At 70.2% G+C, this 16,505-nt stretch carries 9 protein-coding genes and 2 pseudogenes; 4 read left to right on the plus strand and 7 right to left on the minus strand.

The window, feature by feature from the left end; genetic code table 11:
- Nucleotides 1-163: 163 nt before the first annotated feature.
- Nucleotides 164-5,299 carry an AAA family ATPase gene (locus WME89_RS31430; RefSeq protein ID WP_438003363.1) on the plus strand — a complete coding sequence of 1,712 codons (5,136 nt, stop codon included), beginning with the start codon at nucleotides 164-166 and terminating at the stop codon, nucleotides 5,297-5,299.
- A gap of 209 nt (nucleotides 5,300-5,508) precedes the next feature.
- Here WME89_RS31430 and WME89_RS31435 read toward each other — a convergent pair whose 3' ends face one another.
- Nucleotides 5,509-5,664: a hypothetical protein gene (locus tag WME89_RS31435; protein WP_438003364.1), complete on the minus strand. Its 156-nt coding sequence runs from the start codon at nucleotides 5,662-5,664 to the stop codon at nucleotides 5,509-5,511.
- A gap of 196 nt (nucleotides 5,665-5,860) precedes the next feature.
- On the opposite strand from WME89_RS31435, the gene WME89_RS31440 reads away from it, so the two are divergent.
- The gene (locus WME89_RS31440) at nucleotides 5,861-6,130 is read left to right on the plus strand and encodes a hypothetical protein (RefSeq protein ID WP_438011996.1); all 270 of its coding nucleotides are present in this window, start codon (nucleotides 5,861-5,863) and stop codon (nucleotides 6,128-6,130) included.
- A gap of 80 nt (nucleotides 6,131-6,210) precedes the next feature.
- Here the strand turns inward: WME89_RS31440 and WME89_RS31445 are convergent.
- From WME89_RS31445 to WME89_RS31460, 4 genes and pseudogenes are all read right to left on the minus strand, one after another.
- A pseudogene (locus WME89_RS31445) lies at nucleotides 6,211-6,549 on the minus strand (transposase zinc-binding domain-containing protein); the annotation flags it as partial.
- Nucleotides 6,550-7,233: 684 nt separating this feature from the next.
- The gene (locus WME89_RS31450) at nucleotides 7,234-7,383 is read right to left on the minus strand and encodes a hypothetical protein (RefSeq protein WP_438003365.1); all 150 of its coding nucleotides are present in this window, start codon (nucleotides 7,381-7,383) and stop codon (nucleotides 7,234-7,236) included.
- 299 nt (nucleotides 7,384-7,682) lie between these two features.
- Nucleotides 7,683-7,754 (minus strand): annotated as a pseudogene (locus WME89_RS31455) (hypothetical protein); the annotation flags it as partial.
- A gap of 25 nt (nucleotides 7,755-7,779) precedes the next feature.
- Nucleotides 7,780-9,975 carry a TonB-dependent receptor gene (locus tag WME89_RS31460; protein ID WP_438003366.1) on the minus strand — a complete coding sequence of 732 codons (2,196 nt, stop codon included), beginning with the start codon at nucleotides 9,973-9,975 and terminating at the stop codon, nucleotides 7,780-7,782.
- A 150-nt stretch (nucleotides 9,976-10,125) separates the two neighbouring features.
- Here WME89_RS31460 and WME89_RS31465 point away from each other — a divergent pair, with 150 nt between their 5' ends.
- A complete protein-coding gene (locus WME89_RS31465) occupies nucleotides 10,126-11,199 on the plus strand; it encodes a winged helix DNA-binding domain-containing protein (RefSeq protein ID WP_438003367.1) in 1,074 nt (357 codons plus the stop codon).
- A gap of 217 nt (nucleotides 11,200-11,416) precedes the next feature.
- Nucleotides 11,417-13,339 (plus strand): gamma-glutamyltransferase, encoded by a 1,923-nt coding sequence (ggt, locus tag WME89_RS31470; protein WP_438003368.1) that lies wholly within the window; start codon nucleotides 11,417-11,419, stop codon nucleotides 13,337-13,339.
- A 34-nt stretch (nucleotides 13,340-13,373) separates the two neighbouring features.
- Here the strand turns inward: ggt and WME89_RS31475 are convergent, their stop codons facing one another.
- Nucleotides 13,374-14,858, minus strand: coding sequence for a cytochrome P450 (locus tag WME89_RS31475; protein ID WP_438003369.1), 1,485 nt, complete (start codon nucleotides 14,856-14,858; stop codon nucleotides 13,374-13,376).
- Between the two features lie 103 nt (nucleotides 14,859-14,961).
- Nucleotides 14,962-16,503 carry an SDR family oxidoreductase gene (locus tag WME89_RS31480; protein WP_438003370.1) on the minus strand — a complete coding sequence of 514 codons (1,542 nt, stop codon included), beginning with the start codon at nucleotides 16,501-16,503 and terminating at the stop codon, nucleotides 14,962-14,964.
- Nucleotides 16,504-16,505: the final 2 nt, after the last annotated feature.

Raw genomic sequence — 16,505 nt, forward strand, 5'->3', positions numbered from 1 at the left:
GGATGGTCCCCTCGAGAAAAAAGCTCAGAACAGGCCAATTCCCCCGCCATCTGTTTGTGCATGCACAGGCGTCATTAAGTCTGCAAGCTCGAGCATCATGTAAGGTACGGTAGAAATCCTCCAGCGTCGGTGCGCCGCCGCTCGTTGTCGAGGGGGATGTGGAATGATGCTCGATCTACCTGGCTATACGCTCACAGTCATATCCTACGAAGGCTCCGAGACCCTCCTCTACCGTGGCCGCCGCAACGCCGACAGCGCGCCGGTTGCGGTCAAGGTGACCAGGAACGAGTATCCGACCAGCAGCGAGCTGGCGCGGCTGCGGCGCGAGTTCGCGATCCTCCAGGACCTCGGCGATCTGCCCGGCGTGGTGCACGCGCGCGCGCTGGAGAAGTGCGGCAGGGGCGTCGCGCTGGTCATGGAGGACCTCGGCGCCTCCTCGCTCCACGACCTGCTGAAGGCGCAGAGGTTCGACGTGGAGGCGGCCCTGAAGATCGCCGTCGCGCTCGCCGAGACCCTCGGCTCGCTCCACGAGCGCGACGTCATTCACAAGGACATCAAGCCGCACAACGTCATGATCGACGCGGCGACGTGCGCGCCCCGCCTCGTCGACTTCGGCATCGCCGCGCGCCTCTCGCGGGAAGATCCGAAGGCGACCAGCCCCGCCTCGCTGGAGGGGACGCTGGCCTATATGTCGCCCGAGCAGACAGGGCGCATGAACCTGGTGGTCGATCTGCGCACCGATCTCTACTCCCTGGGCGTCACGCTCTACGAGCTGCTGACCGGCGCGCTCCCCTTCCCATCGACAGACCCGACCGAGCTCATCCACAGCCACATCGCGCGCTTGCCGACGCCGCCGCACGAGCGGGCGACAGAGCTCCCCCGGCCCCTGTCCGACATCGTCATGAGGCTCCTCTGCAAGATGCCGGAGGAGCGTTACCAGAGCGCCCGCGGGCTCGAGGCAGACCTCGAGCGGTGCCTGGCGCAATGGACAGCCGCCCGGCAGATCGAGCCGTTTGCGCTGGCCCAGCAGGACATGACGGGCGAGCTGCGCATCCCGCAGAGGCTCTATGGCCGAGAGCGCGACGTCGACGCGCTGCTCTCCGCCTTCGAGCGCGTCCGCAAGGGCGCGACGGAGCTGATCCTGGTCTCGGGCTACTCCGGCACCGGCAAGTCGGCGCTGGTGAACGAGCTGCACAAGCCCATCGCCCGTCGGGGCGGCGCCTTCATCCGCGGCAAGTTCGATCAGAACACCCGCGATGTCCCCCTCGCGCCGGTGGCGCACGCGTTCCGCGAGCTCATCCAGCAGCTCCTGGCCGAGCAAGCGGCCACGCTCGACACCTGGAGGAGCGCGCTCGTCGACGCGGTCGGCCCGAACGGGCGGCTGCTCTTCGACCTGATCCCGGAGCTCGAGCTCGTCATCGGCCCCCAGCCGAACGTCCCGGCGCTCGGGCCGAGCGAGGCGCGCAATCGCTTTGATCTGCTGGTCTCGCGCTTCCTGCGCGTCTTTGCGACGCCGGTGCACCCCCTGGCCCTCTTCCTCGACGATCTGCAGTGGGCCGATCCGGCTTCGCTCCGGCTCCTCGGCCTCCTGCTCAGCGATCCGGACAGCAAGCACCTGCTCCTCCTCGGCGCCTACCGGGACAACGAGGTGGACAGCGCCCACCCGCTGATGGCAACGCTGGACCAGGCCCGGAAGGCGGGCGCGACGCTCACCGAGATCACGCTCGGCCCGCTGGATCTGCCGACGGCGACCGCGCTCGTCGCCGACACGCTGAGGGCCCAGGCGAGCGCGATCGAGCCGCTGGCCAGGCTGATCTTCGACAGGACCCAGGGCAACCCGTTCTTCCTGAGCCAGTTCCTCGGCGCGCTCCACGACGAGCGGCTCCTCTCGTTCGACGCGGCGTCCGGCGCGTACACCTGGGACCTCGCGCGCATCCGGGGGGCGATGGCCACGGACAACGTGATCGACCTCATGCTGGACAAGCTGCACAGGCTCGCGCCCGGGACGCAGCGCGTGCTGTTGCTCGCGACGTGCATCGGCCACGAGTTCGATCTCGCCACGCTGTCGACCATCGATGAGCGATCGGCGACCGACGCCGCCGCCGACCTGTGGGAAGCGCTGCGCGAGGGGCTCGTCGTGCCGCTCGACAGCGCTTATCGCTTCCTCGACGTGAGCGCGGGCGCCGAGGCTGCCGCCTCCGCCGTCGACTTCCAGATCTCCTACAGGTTCCTCCACGATCGGGTGCAGGAGGCCGCCTACTCGCTCATCGCCAAGGAGCGCAAAGAGGAGGTCCACCTCTCGATCGGCCGGCTGCTCTGGGCGCGCAGCGGCCGCGCCCCGCGCGACGAGGACCTCCTGGAGATCGTCCGGCATCTGCACCGGGGCGCCGGTGGGATCATCGAGGAAGCCGAGCGGATGGAGGTCGCCCGGCTCAACCTGCGCGCCGGCAGGAAGGTCAAGGCCGCGACGGCCTACCAGACCGCGGCCGCCTACTTCGCCGCCGGCCTGGAGCTCCTCGCCGAGCGGGCCTGGGAGCGCGACTACGCGCTCTGCTTCGAGCTTCACATCGAGGGCGCGGAGTGCGCGTTCCTGAGCGGCGCGATCGAGCGGGCGGAGGCGCTGTTCGAGGTGCTCCTGGCGCGCTCTTCATCCAGCCTGGAGCGGGCGCGCCTTTACAACCTGCGCATGAACTTGCTCTCGACGCTCGGGAAGTTCACCGAGGCGGTGAAGGCAGGGCTCTCTGGCCTCGCGGTCCTCGGCGTGACGCTCCCCGAGACAGAGACCGAGCAGCAGGCGGCCTTCGGCGCAGGGCTCGCGAAGGTCACCACGGCCCTCGGGGGGCGCCGCGTCGAGGACCTCATTCATGCGGCAGTGCTCGACGACCCGGAGCAGAAGGCGGTGCTCCAGCTCCTCATCGACCTGACGATGCCGATCTACTACGTGGAGCCGGGCGTCTTTGGGCTGGTCGTCCTCGAGATGGTCAACATTTCCCTCACGCACGGCCACTCGGACGTGTCCGCGTTCGGCTATGTGTGCCACGGCTTCGTGCTCTCGGCGGTTCTGGGCCGCCCGCCGCTCGAGGGCCACGCGTTCGGCAAGCTCGCGCTCGCCCTCAACGAGCGCTTCCAGAGCGCCTCTCTGGCCCCCAAGCTCTACTCCTCCTACGCTGCCTCGGTCTACCGGGTGGAGCCGCTTCGCATCTCGATTTACTATTACCAGCGAGGCTGCCAGGCCGCGCTGGAGGCGGGCGATTTCGGCTATCTCTCCACCAACGCTTACAGCCTGATCATCAACAAGCTCTGCGGGGGCTACCCGCTCGACGAGCTCCAGGGCGAGGTCGAGAGGCTCCTCGTGCTCATGCAGCGGACCCGGAACGTGCTCTCGACAGAGACGTTGACCACCGCGAAGCAGGTGATCGCGTGCCTGCAAGGGCGGACGCGGACAAGGGATGGCCTGAGCGACGACAGCTTCGACGAAGGCCAGCTCCTCGCCAGGCTGGAGGGGAAGGATCTCGGCAGCGCCCTTCTCATCTATCATGTGCTCAAGCTCCAGATTCATCACCTCTACGGGGAGCACGAGGCCGCGCTCTCCGCCGCGGATCAGGCTGAACGCTCGAGCGGCAACGCCTTCGGTCTGTACTACACGATGCAGATCCATTTCTATGCGTGCCTGTCGCTGCTCGCGCTGCCGGGCGCCGGGGCGCCGGAGGACAGGGAGCGCCGCGAGGCGTCCATCGTTCGTCACAAGGCCAGGATCGCCGAGCTCGCGGCGAGCTGCCCCGAGAACTTCCAGCACCAGCTCGTCCTGATCGAGGCCGAGGAGGCGCGCCGGTCAGGCCAGCTCAACGAGGCCATGGACCTGTACGATCGGGCGATCGCCCTGGCCAAGGAGAACGAGTTTCCGCACACCGAGGCCCTGGCCAACGAGCTGTGCGCGAACATGTACGCCGGCATCGGCAGGGTCGGCGCGGCGCGTGGCTACATGGGCGACGCGTACCTCGGCTACCGCCACTGGGGGGCGGTAGCCAAAGCCGACACGCTGGCGAGGGAGCAGGGACACCTGTTGCCCTCGCTCACCCGCGCAGGGAAGCGGGGGTCGAGCTCTTCCTCCTCCAGCTCGATCGTGGGTACGACGATCCTTGGTCAGACGCTCGTCGGCAACCTGCGCGACGCGGCGCTGGTCGTCCGCGCCGCCCAGGCGATCGCCAGCGAGACCACGCTGCCCAAGGTGGTCGCGAGCCTGGTGAAGATCGTGCTGGAGAGCGCCGGCGCAGAGCAGGGAGCGCTCCTCCTGGAGCGCGACGGGCGGCTCTTCGTCGAAGCGATGTTCGGCGTGAAGACAGACGGGCTCAGGGTGGAGTCGGGCGGCGCGCCGCTCAGCACCTGCTCCGATCTGGCCCAGAGCGTGGCGCTGTTCGTCGCCCGCACACGCGAGCCGGTGGTCGTCAGCGATGCCCGCGAGGACAGGCGCTTCGCCGCCGATCCGTACATCGCCGCGGGCCGCGCCAAGGCCATCCTCTGCCTGCCTCTCCTCCACCAGGACAGGCTGATCGGCGTGCTCTATCTGGAGAACAAGCAGGCATCGTCCGCCTTTCACGCGATCCGCGTCGAGCTCCTGGAGCTCGTCTCTGCGCACGCCGCGATCGCGATCGAGAACGCGCGGATGGTCGCCGACGTCCGGGCGGCCAACGAGAAGGCCCGTCGCGCCAACGAGCAGCTCGAGGCCGAGGTCACGCAGCGTACGGAGGAGCTCCGCGTCTCCAACGGGGAGCTCAACGCGGCCTACCAGCGCTTGCAGCTCGAGCTCACCCAGCGCGAGCAGGGAGAGCGGGAGCGCACGACGCTCCAGGCGCGGATGATCGAGGCGCAGCGGGCCAGGCTCACGGAGATGTCCACCCCGCTCATCCCGATCACCGACCGGATCATGGTGATGCCCCTCATTGGCACTGTGGACACCGAACGAGCCGAGCAGGTGCTGGAGGTCGCGCTCCAGGGCGCACAGCAGCATCGGGCGCGCGTCGTGATCCTGGACATCACCGGGATCAAGCAGATCGATACCGATGTGATCCGGATGCTCATGAGCAGCTCGGCCGCCCTGCGCCTGCTCGGGACGCAGGCCGTGCTCACCGGCATCCGCCCCGAGGTGGCCCGGATGATGGTGCAGCTCGGAGCGGATCTCGGGGCCATCACCACCAAAGGCACGCTGCAGAGGGGCATCGCCTACGCTCTCCAGCTCTCCGGTGAGCTCGTCGGCGAGCGCTCTGACGAGACCGGGATGCGCGCGCCGGCGCGTAGATAAAAGAAGCCGGATCGCTGCGCGAAGAAGTGTAGCGCAGCAAACCGAAAGGGTGGGGCCGCGAGCGTCGTGATGGCTCGGTCCTGGGCCGAAAGAGCGTGGTCCGGGGCGGCGCCGAGCGCGCTACGGGGCGCATCGGCGTGCCGTGGGCACACGTGTCCGTCCAGGCGTTGGTCTGGCCCGGGAGGCGCGTCGCGAGACGCTATGCGGCGTCACCGGGCGCCTTGCGGCGCAGAACGGTGCTCTTCCAGTACGGCGGCCGCCGTGTGGACGCTGGGAGAGCGTGCTGGGACGTCGGTCGGCTCGCCGAGCGCGGAGAGGAAGCGGGCGATGTTCCTTGGCTCGGTCACCATGGCGACGAGCTTCATCCGCCCCTTGCAAGTTGGGCACTCGAGGACGTCGATCGCAAATGTGCGGCGCAAGAGCTGAGCGACCCGACCCAGGTTGAGGCAGCGCAGCGACCAGCGACCCGGACTCGGCGACACGCGCCAGGAGATCGCGCGCGTGACGCGGCGCCTCGCGGGCCTCGATGGCGCGCAGACGGGCTCGGTCGGTTGTCCACAAATGTTCGGCTGCAGCTTGAATTTGCATGTTCATTTTCACACGATCGCGACTGATGGCGTGTTCGAGAAGACGGACGCCGGTGGCATGCGCTTCCACGAGGCGCCGCCACTACCTCGACGAACGCACGCTCGCTGCGCTCGCTCCCCGTCGAGGAAGACCACGTGCAGATGCGGATTGAGCCGCATGTCGCCGGACGTGCGTTGCACGACGTTCACCGCGCCGCTCTTGACCGCGCCGCACGCGCCTCGGCGCGCACCGCGCTCTTCGTAGAACCGCTCCACGCGAAACGGAAACGTCAACACCCACTGCCGGAGCGCCACCTCGGGCAGGACGTCCTCGATCAGGTTCGCCGCCGTGGAACACATGCGTCGGCCCAGACACGACGGGCAGAAACCGCGTCCTTTACAGCTGAAGGCCACCAGCCGACTCTCTTCGCAGCGCTCGCACCGGAGCCGAGCGAACCCGCGGCAGAGCAGCCCGCAGTCGAGGTAGGCTTCGAGCTCCTTCTTCGCGTGCTTGGGTATCCGGACCGCGATGGCGCCGTCGTCGATCGCCCCGTACAGCGTCTCCACGTTGTCGCGCACGATCTCGTAGAGCGTCGTCTTCTCGGGACGACGGCGCTCGTAGACGACGCCCGTGGTGCGAGCCGCGCTGGCCACACGGCGCCGACACCGCACGCCGCACGCCACGCGGTGAGGGCACGTTTTCGCCGCGAATTTCGACAACCCGCCGGGCTATCGCCCATGGCGGCGCCATGGCGGAGCGGCGGGCCGGGGGGCGGCGGGCCGCGACGCTCGCTGCCGCGGCGGCGGAGGCGCTCGCCGAACCCCCGGCTCGCGCTCGATATGTCGGCGCGCGAGAACGCAGAACGCGAGCGCGCAGCGTTGCAGGAGGAGATCATCCGGGTGCAGCAGAGCCGGCTAGCGGAGCTGTCCACGCCGATGATCCCGATAACCGAGCAGGTGATGGTCATGCCTCTCATCGGGACCATGGATGAGCAGCGTGTCAGGCTCGTGCTTGAATCTGCGCTCTCTGGCGCCGAGGCGCATGGTGCGCGTGCCGCCTCCGCGCCAGCATGCAGGAGCCGCTTCGCCACTCGTTTTCCCACCGCTCCCCGTGGCGTCCGCAGTTCCGCCATGGCGTCGCCATGCAGCAACGCGGCGAGAGGGTCGTCGCCTGCGCACGCCGCCGCGCTTGCCTCCCGGCACAGGCCTGCTGCTTGCCGGCATCACTTTCCGGATGCCTCCGGGGCGCTTCGGCACGCAACCGCCGCGTGCGGGCGATCCCAGTAGAGCCTGTGGGCACTGGCGAGCGGCAAGGCTCCGGCAGCGAGTCGACGCGAGCGGCGGGCTCGACGTTCGGCCCAAGCTTGCTCACCCCTCCGGTGCCACCGGCAGCCCGAGCAGCTGACCGATCGCCTCGTGCACGACCCGGGCTGCCTCCTCATCGCCGAGGGCGACGGCACGGCTTAGGGTGCCGGCGAGCGACGCAACCACGGCGGCCTGAGGCGACGGCTCGACCATCGCGAGCTCTCCGGACCCGAGTCCCCTCGGTTGGGCCGGGGTTGGGTCCATGCCGTCCGAGGGTCTGCGATCGGTCGTCGCTCCCCCCCGAAACCCCGCAAGAAGTGACGGATCGCGACCGTTCGCCACCGCGGCGGAATCCTGGCGGGATTCCTGACGCGCGATACCAGAGCGGTTTTCGCTGGGGTTTGATGCCGACGTGTTTCGTCCTCCGTCTCTCGTCTTCGGTCTGTCTTCCCCATGCGCGTGCGCGTGCGCGTGCGCGTGCGCGCTGACTCCGGAGAATCGCGCACGCGCACGAAGGACGAGCACGGAAGACGGAAGACGGAAGACGGAAGACGGAAGACGGAAGACGGAAGACGGAAGACGGTGTACCAATTCCGGCTGAAAACCGCTCTAGTAGTACGATTCCTGCTCGCGCTTCTTGCCGTGGACATGGACCTGAAACGTGAGCATCAGCGCCGTCGGCGCGGCGACGAGCACGTGCGGAGACGGCGGCGGGGGCGGGAGGCGCTCCTCGAAATTAGAGACATAGACGTACTGCGCGTCGTTATAGCGCTGGCCCAGGAGGTTCGTGCCGTTGAGCGCGAGCTCCATGCCGCGCCAGCCGACCGCCGCGACGGCGTCGAGGCTGACCGAGTCCTTGCCGGCTCGCCCGCCCGGGAGGGAGCGCCCCGCCGCGCCCTCGACGCCGGCGCCCACGCGGACCGTCACCTCCTTGCCAAGGAGCTCTCCGACGGCCCCGGAGGCGAACACGTCGTCGCGCAGGACGAACGCCGGGGCATAGGGCACCGCGTCGCCCTCCCGGAAGCGCTCGTCGGAGCCGGTGAAGCGGGCATGGGTGTACGTGCCGCTCAGGTGCGCGCCGAAAGGGCCAGAGCGCGCGCTCATCACGAGCTGCGCGCCAGCGCGCGCGGAAGGCGGGGCCTCGACGCTCTGCCGCGACGTCGCGTCGAACACCCGGTCGTTGCCGAGCCACGAGCCGAACCCCACGGCAGAGCCCTGGAAGGACCTGCCGTCCTTGAGCCGGACGCCCGCCTCGACGCCGCGGACCCTGGTGAACGGCACGCGCTCGCCCTCGCCGAGGTCGCGCGCCTGCGGGGAGCGGAACCCCTCGCCATAGCTCGCCACGACGTGCACACCCCCCTTGACCGCGACGTCCGCCATGACCTTGCTCGACACGACGAAGCCCTGCGCGGTGCGCTCGAGCCCGGCGTTGCTGGTGCGATCCTGCACGCTGTACGAGAGCGAGTCGAGGCGCGCGCCGCCGCGGACGACCACGCGGCGGATCGGGTAGAGCGCGAGATCGGCATAGGCGGCGACGTTCGTGGCGTCGACCGTCGCGTCGATGAGCGTGGCGTTCCTCGTGCCGTCCTCGAACAGGCGCGTGTCGGTCTGGTCGACCGAGTCCACGCGCGAGTACAGGCCCATCTCGATGGAGTCGCGCTTCGAGGTGATCTCGACGCCATGCCGGTAAAACACGGTGAGCCCGACGGTCCACGCGTCGTTCACCATCTCGCTGTCGTCGCTCTCGACGACGCGCTCGCCGGCGAGCTGGTCGAGGGCGAACCCGGTGAGGTTCTGGTGGAACGTCGTCCTGGTCTTGCCCGCGAACGCGCCGATGCCCAGGATCCCGTCGCTCGGGCTCCACACGACCTCGGCGCCGATGAGCGCCTGCGACGTCCGGTCGCGACCGAGCGGCCGCCGCGCCGCGTACGGGTCGCCGCCGCGCTCCACGAGGGCCTGCGGCAGGTAGCCGGGGAAATCGAAGCGCGCCGAGCCGATCGCCACCGTCGCGCGGAAGTCGACCTGCTCGTTGCCTCCGCCGAGCTGCCCCACGAAGGAGCTGCGCTCGCCCCCGCGCGCGCCGCCCGGCCCGTCGGTCGCGTCGGTCTCGAAGGCCGCGAACGTGTCCTGCATCTCGTCGTGCTCGGGCGCGAACGCGAGGAACACCCGCCTCGTACCGAACGAGCCGACGCCCCCCTTCAGCCAGAAGCCCGGCTCCTCCAGGCCGAGCTCCATGCGGAGCGAGCCGGCGACGCCGAAGTCCCCTTGCTTCGGATCGTAGGGGCCGCTGGCGATCCGGACCGACCGGATCACCTCCGGCATGATGAGGCGCATGTCGGCGTAACCGGGAGCGCGGATATGCGAGACCTGGTTCATGGGGATGTTGCCCGCGAAGATCTCCACGTCCTGGCCGGATGTGCCGTCGAAGCCGCGCAGGGACAGGTGCGGCGCGCGCCCGGGCAGGCCACGGTCGCTCACGAAAACACCCGGGGCGACGTTCAGCACATCGGCGCCCGAGCCGTGCGGCGCCGCCGCGATGACCTGCGCGTCCACCTCCACGTCCGAGGCGCTCCGGGCCGGCGGCTTCGCGCGCACGCGCACCTCGATGGGCCTGTCCGGAGGGGCGCACGCGTCGATCTCGGCCTGGGTCTTCGCGGTGCGGAGGCAGCGATCGTAATCGTCGGCGCGGGACCTGGCCGGCCACAGCCAGACGGCGAGCGCCGGGATGGTGAAGATCAGCGGAGTTCTCGGCCAGGACTGCGACGATGGATATTCGTTCGAGCCCGTCCCTTTGCGACGCCTCATGGGGCGATGATACAGACAAAGAGGCCGGAGCTTGGGAGGGGCGCGTCCGTTGTGACCTTGCGCTGCACCCGCGGTCGCTGGTGGAAGCTCCTGTTGTCGATTGAATTTTCCTACCGAGGTGCATTCCGCCTGGTACTGTGGCGGCGTACCGTGGACAATCTCGATATCACCCGCCAGCGGCTCCACAACGAGCGCCTCGTGGGGCGCCCGTGCGAGCGGCCCGAGGACGTGGTTCGCTGGCTATGCGCGGTGCAGGCCCAGGACTACGCCGGGGCGAAATGGGCCATCGCGCAGCGGACCACCGGCGTCACGGACGCCGAGCTCGACCGGCTGTTCAACGAGGGCAAGATCCTCCGCACCCATGTCCTGCGGCCCACGTGGCACCTGGTGACGCCCGAGGACATCCGCTGGATGCTCGGCGTCACGGCCCCGCGCGTGAACGCCGCGAACGCCTACCAGTATCGACAGCTGGAGCTCGACGATGCCGTGTTCGCCAGGAGCAACCGCGCGCTCGCGAAGGCCTTGCAGGGTGGTGCCCAGCTCACGCGGACGGAGATCGCGCGGGTGTATGAGAAGGCCGGCATTCGCGCGAGCGGCCTGCGGCTCGCCTACCTCCTGATGCGCGCCGAGCTGGACGCGATCGTCTGCAGCGGCCCGCTCCGCGGCAAGCAATTCACCTATGCCCTGCTCGACGAGCGCGCTCCGAGGGCGAAGGCGCCGGGGCGCGACGAGGCGCTGGCCGAGCTCGCGAAACGCTACCTGGCGAGCCACGGGCCAGCGCTGGTGAAGGACTTCGCCTGGTGGTCGGGGCTCACCTTGAAGGAGGCCAGGGCCGGCATCGAGATGGCCAAGGCACACCTCCAGCACGAGACGGTCGACGGCAAGGTCTACTGGTTCGCGGCCGGAGAGGCACCCTGCGGCGAGATGGAGACGCCGCTCGTTCACCTCCTGCCCAACTACGACGAATACGTCATCGCCTACAAGGACCACAGCGCGACGCTCGACCCCGCGCTGACGGGCCGTGCCGGCGACGCCCTCATGGCGCACCTCGCCGTCCTCGACGGCCGGGTCGTCGGCGGCTGGCGCCGCGCCATCCAGCGGAAGGCGGTGACGATCACGATGAACCTCCCGCTACGGCCAAAGAAGCGCGAGAAGGCCGCCCTGCAGAGGGCCATCGAGCGGTACAGCCGGTTCCTGGGGATGCCTGTCACGATCTCGAGCTAGCGCTGCGTCCGGCCAGGGACGAATCCAGCTCGGCGAACCTGGAGCGGGCCTGCAGCATCGCATGCGGGCTCAGCGGCAATTGAGAAATAGCTTACGCGCCTGTGCGCAGGCGGCCGAAGTCGTCGCGCCAGACAGCGCTGCGTGCTGGGCAGCAATCCATGGCCTGCACCCGGGGCGCCATCCCCGGTGCGGGTGAGCCCTGCTAGGGTCCGTGACCATGGCCCAACGCAAGAATCACCTCGCCATGCTCGGCCTCCTCGTCCTGTGCGCCGCCTGCAGCCCGAACGAGAAGCTCGCCCCGGTGAGCCGCGGCGAGCCCGACAAGGGCGACGCGGGCGCGGAGCCGGACGGCGGCGGGACCGGGACGGAAGACGACCTCTTCGCCGAGCTGCCGGAGATCGCGCCGACGGCCTCCGGGCGGGGCGGCGCGGCGGCGACCGTCGATCTCCGCGGCACCCTGGCCGCCATCGAGGTCCTGAAGAAGGGCGGTAACGCCGTGGACGCCGCCGTCGCCGCGGCGAGCGTGCTCGGCGCGACCGACCCGTTCTCCTGCGGCGTGGGCGGCGGCGGCTTCATGCTCGTGTACCTCGCCGCCGACAGCAAGGTTGTCGCGATCGACCACCGCGAGACCGCGCCGTCAGGGCTCGAGGCGAGCGCCTTCTACGAGAACGGCGCCCCGATCGCGTTCGATGAGCTCGTGACGAGCGGCCTGTCGGTGGGCGTGCCCGGCACCGTGCGGGGGTGGAGCGAGGCGCTCCGCCGCTACGGGACCCTCGGGCTCAAGGACGTGCTCCAGCGGGCCATCCAGGTCGCCGAGGCGGGGTTCGCGGTCGACCAGACCTTCTTCGAGCAAACCGGCCGGAACCTCGCGCGCTTCCAGGCGATCACGAGCAGCAAGGAGCTGTTCCTCGGGCCCGACGGCGAGGCGTGGCCGGTCGGCACCGTCTTCAAGAACCCGGCTCTCGCCAGGACTTATCGCCTCATCGCCGAGGGAGGAGAGCGGGCCTTCTACGAGGGAGAGGTCGCCGAGGCCATCGTCACGGCGGTCCGCGAGCCCCCGATCGAGCCCGGGAGCACGCTCAAATTCCGACCCGGGGTGATCGCGCCCGCCGACCTCCAGGACTACGAGGTCCGCGTCCGCCCGGCGATCTCCACGACGTACCGGGACTACACCATCCACGGCATGGGCCTCCCGAGCAGCGGTGGGATCACCGTGGCCGAGGCGCTCAACCTGCTCGAGGGCTTCGACCTCGAGACCCTCACGCCCGTCGAGGTGCTGCACCGCTACCTCGGCGCCTCGCGGCTCGCCTTCGCGGACCGGAACGCCTTCCTGGGAGATCCCGAGTTCGTGGAGGCCCCCGTCGCCGGGCTGCTCTCGAAGGACTACGCCGATGCCCGGCGCGACCTCATCGACCTGGACAAGGCCCCGACCGGCGCGGCCGCGCCCGGCGACCCCTTCGCGTTCCAGACCGACCCGAGCCCCTCGCCGGGCGGCGGCCAGTCGGCGAGGAAGCGGAACAGGAGCGCCGGACCGAACGACGCGAGCGACAACGAGACGACGCACATCACGATCAGCGACGCGGCCGGAAACATCGTGTCTTATACGTGCACCATCGAGGCCGAGGGCGGCAACGGCCTGGTCGTCCCCGGCCATGGGTTCCTGTTGAACAACGAGCTCACCGACTTCAACGTCCCGTCCGACCCGACCGCGCCGCACCCGAACGTGGCCGAGCCGGGCAAGCGGCCGCGCAGCAGCATGAGCCCGACGATCGTCATGAAGGACGGCAAGCCCGAGCTCGCGCTCGCCTCGCCGGGCGGGTCCACCATCATCACGACCGTGCTGCAGATCCTGGTCGGCCAACTCGACCTGGGCCTGCCGATCGACAAGGCCCTCGCGGCGCCGCGCATCTCGCAGCGCAACGCCAGCAACGGGTCGAGCGACGCGGAGACGGCGTTCCTGGGCACGCCGGAGGCCGAGGGGCTCAGCGCCCTGGGACACGTGTTCTCCGACGCGAACACGACGGGGGGCGAGATCGGCGCGGCCACCGCGCTCCGCTTCAACGGCGACGGCACGGTGACCGCGGTCGCCGAGCCGGGCCGCCGCCAGGGCGGGAGCGCGATGGTCGAGCAGGCGCCGTAGGCAGGGGCCCCGGCCCTGCCCGCCATCGGCGCCTTCACGCCCGGGCGCTGAACGGGCAGCCGCTGGCCCTCATGGCGGCGGCCGCCACGGGCTCCGCCGCCGCGGGCTCCGCGGCCGCGGGCTGCCCCCGGCCCGCGGGCGCCGCGCGGGCCGTCCTCACCGGCTCGCGCCGCCGGAGGATCATCCGCATCCCGTTCACCGGCTGCAGCGAGATGAAGCCGCGGCAACGCGGGTCGAAGCCGGGGACCAGCCGGAGCCGGTACCGCTGGAGCGCCATGGCGACCATGATCTTGCCCTCGAGCTGGCCCATGAACTCGCCCAGGCAGATCCGCTGGCCGGCGCCGAACGGGATGAAGGCCAGCTTGTCGTCCGCGCTCCGCCGGTAGTTCGCGAAGCGCTCGGGGTCGAACCGCAGCGGATCGGCCCAGAAGTCCGGGTGCCGGTGCGTGACCCACGGGACGATGGCCACCGTCGACCCCGCGGCGACGTGGTAGCCGCCGAGCTCGTCGTCCTCCGACGGACTGCGGAGGATGAACGGCACGGAGGGCAGGAGCCGGAGGCACTCGTTGAAGACCATGCCGAGGTAAGGCATCGACTCGAAGTCCTTCGCCGTCGGGGCCCGGCCGCCGAGGACGCGATCGATCTCGTCGGTGAGCCGGGCGCTCACCTCGGGGTGCTTCGCGATCAGGTACAGCGCCCAGGAGGCGGTGACGCTCGATGTCTCGTGCCCGACCATCAGGATGGTCTTGATCTCGTCCCGGAGCTGCGCGCGGTCCATCCTCGCGCCCGTCTCGGGATCGACCGAGTTCATGAGGCGCACGAGCACGTTGTCCGCGTCGCCCGCGCCGCGCTGGTAGCCGTCGATGATGTCGTCGATCACGGTGTGCACGCGCTCCATGGCCCGGCGGAAGCGCAGGTGGCTCGGCAGCGGCCAGGACAGGGGCGGGTTGACCAGCGAGTACATCCGCTTGAGCGCGATCGACAGCGCGTACTTGAACGCCTCGCGGACCGTGTCGGTGTGGGCCTGCAGCGCGGCGCCGAAGAACGCCTCGCCCGCGATACCGAACGTCACATCCATCATGTCGTCGTTGATGTCGCGCTCGAACTCGTCCGGCTGGGCGTCCCAGCGCCGCAGCACCGCCTCCATGTGGTCGACGATGATGGGGACGAACTTGAGGGTGTTGGCGTGGTTGAACTGGGGCTGCACGTGCCGACGCTGGCGCCGCCAGAGGTCGCCCTCGCTGTTCACGAGGCCCCAGCCGAGCACGTGGGCGAGCTCGTGATACCGCTTGCCCTTAGGGTAGTTGCGGACATTCGTGCGGAGGACGTGCGCGATGTCGTTCGGGTGAAACGCCATGATGAAGTCCTCGGCGCCGGGCGCCCGCAGGCGCACGACGTCGCCGTGGCGCGCGAAGAGCTCCTCGTAATGACGCATGTCCCCGGTCCTGAAATTCGCCAGGTACCGCAGGCTGGACAGCGGGCCAGGGCCCGGGGGCTGCCGATAGAGATTGGCAATCATGACTCCTCCTTCTCCGCAAGCTGACGCAAGTTGATGCAAGCAAACCCGGGTCGACGCGCGAGGATGCGACCGAGGCGCGGGCCGGCGCCGGCGATCGCGGCCGTCAGATGCACAGCGAGCCCCCGCCGTCGACGGTGAGCGTCGCGCCGTTGATCATCCGCGCCCCGTCCGACAGGAGCAGCAGGACGGCGTCGGCGACGTCCTCCTCGGTGCAGAGCCGGCCGCCCGGCGTGCGCGACTCCCAGTACGGGAGGATCCGCTCGTGATCCGGGTAGTTGCTCGTGACGTGGCCGTAGATCGGCCCGGCCGAGACGCAGTTGACCTGCACGTTGCGCGGCGCGAGCTCGACGGCGAGCGCGCGCGTGAGCGACTCGACCGCGGCCTTCACGGCGCCCATGGCGCCGAAGTGCTCGAGGTACCGCGACGAGCCGTTCGACGAGAGCGCGACGATCCGCCCGCCGCCGCGCCGCTCCATCAGGCGCGCGGCGCGGAGGGCGCACTGGTGGTAGCCGATGACGTTCGTGCGGAAGGCCAGCTCCCAGTGCTCCGGGGTCGTCTGCTCGAGGGGGCCGAACCGGCCGTTGGACGCGTTGCTGACGAAGTGGTGCAGCTCGCCGACGTCGCGCTCGATCGTCTCGAAGAGCTTGTCGAGGTGCGCGACGTTGGCGACGGAGCCCCAGACGTGCACCGCGTCGCCGCCGGCGGCGCAGATCTCGTCGGCGACCTCCTCGCCGTCGTCGCGCGAGTGGAAGCTGTTGACGACGACCCGCGCGCCGGCGCGCCCGAGCTTCGTCGCGATGGCGCGGCCCAGCCCGCGGCTCGATCCGGTCACGAGGACCGTCTTGCCCGCGAGCGCGGCCCGGGCGGCCGGGGCCGGGCGCCGGGGGGCGGGAGCCGCCGGCGCGCGCGCCACGGTGGCGGCGTGGCCGCCGGCGTGCCTGGCGGGCTCCGCGTGGCCGCTGGCGTGCCTGGCGGGCTCCGCGTGGCCGTTGGCGTAGACGGCGGGCTCCGCGTGGCCGTTGGCGTACCTGGCGGGCTCCGCGTGGCCGTTCGCGTACCCGGCGGGCTCCGCGTGGCCGTTCGCGTACCTCGCGGGCTCCACGTGCCCGTTGGCGTAGCCAGCGGGCTCCGCGTGGCCGTTCGCGTACCCGGCGGGCTCCGCGTGACCGTTGGCGTACCCGGCGGCCTCCACGTGCCCGTTGGCGTACCTGGCGGGCTCCACGTGCCCGTTGGCGTGCCTGGAGGCCTCCCCGTGCCCGTTGGCGTACCCGGCGGGCTCCCCGTGCCCGTTGGCGTGCCCGGCGTGCCCGGCGGCCTCCCCGTGCCCGTTGGCGTGCCTGGCGGCCTCCGCGTGCCCCCCGCCGCCCGCATCGCCGCTCCGGGGCGCGGCGCCGGGGCGAGCCGCGATCGTCCGCGTCAGGAAGTCGCTGACGCTCGCCACCGTGCGCAGCTCGTCGGGCGTCGCCTTGAGCGCGTCCGGGAGGCCGAAATCGGCGCGCAGCGTCGCCAGGATCTCGCCGCGCTTCACCGAGTCGATGCCCAGATCCTGCTCCAGGTCGGCGTCGGCGACGACGACCTCGTCGGGATAGCGCGTCATGCGCACGAAGACGGAGCGAACGTGTTCGAGAAGATCATGAGATTGCATCG

Origin of the sequence: Sorangium sp. So ce321 (genome assembly GCF_051530195.1) — a bacterium.
Taxonomy (GTDB): Bacteria; Myxococcota_A; Polyangia; order Polyangiales; family Polyangiaceae; genus Sorangium.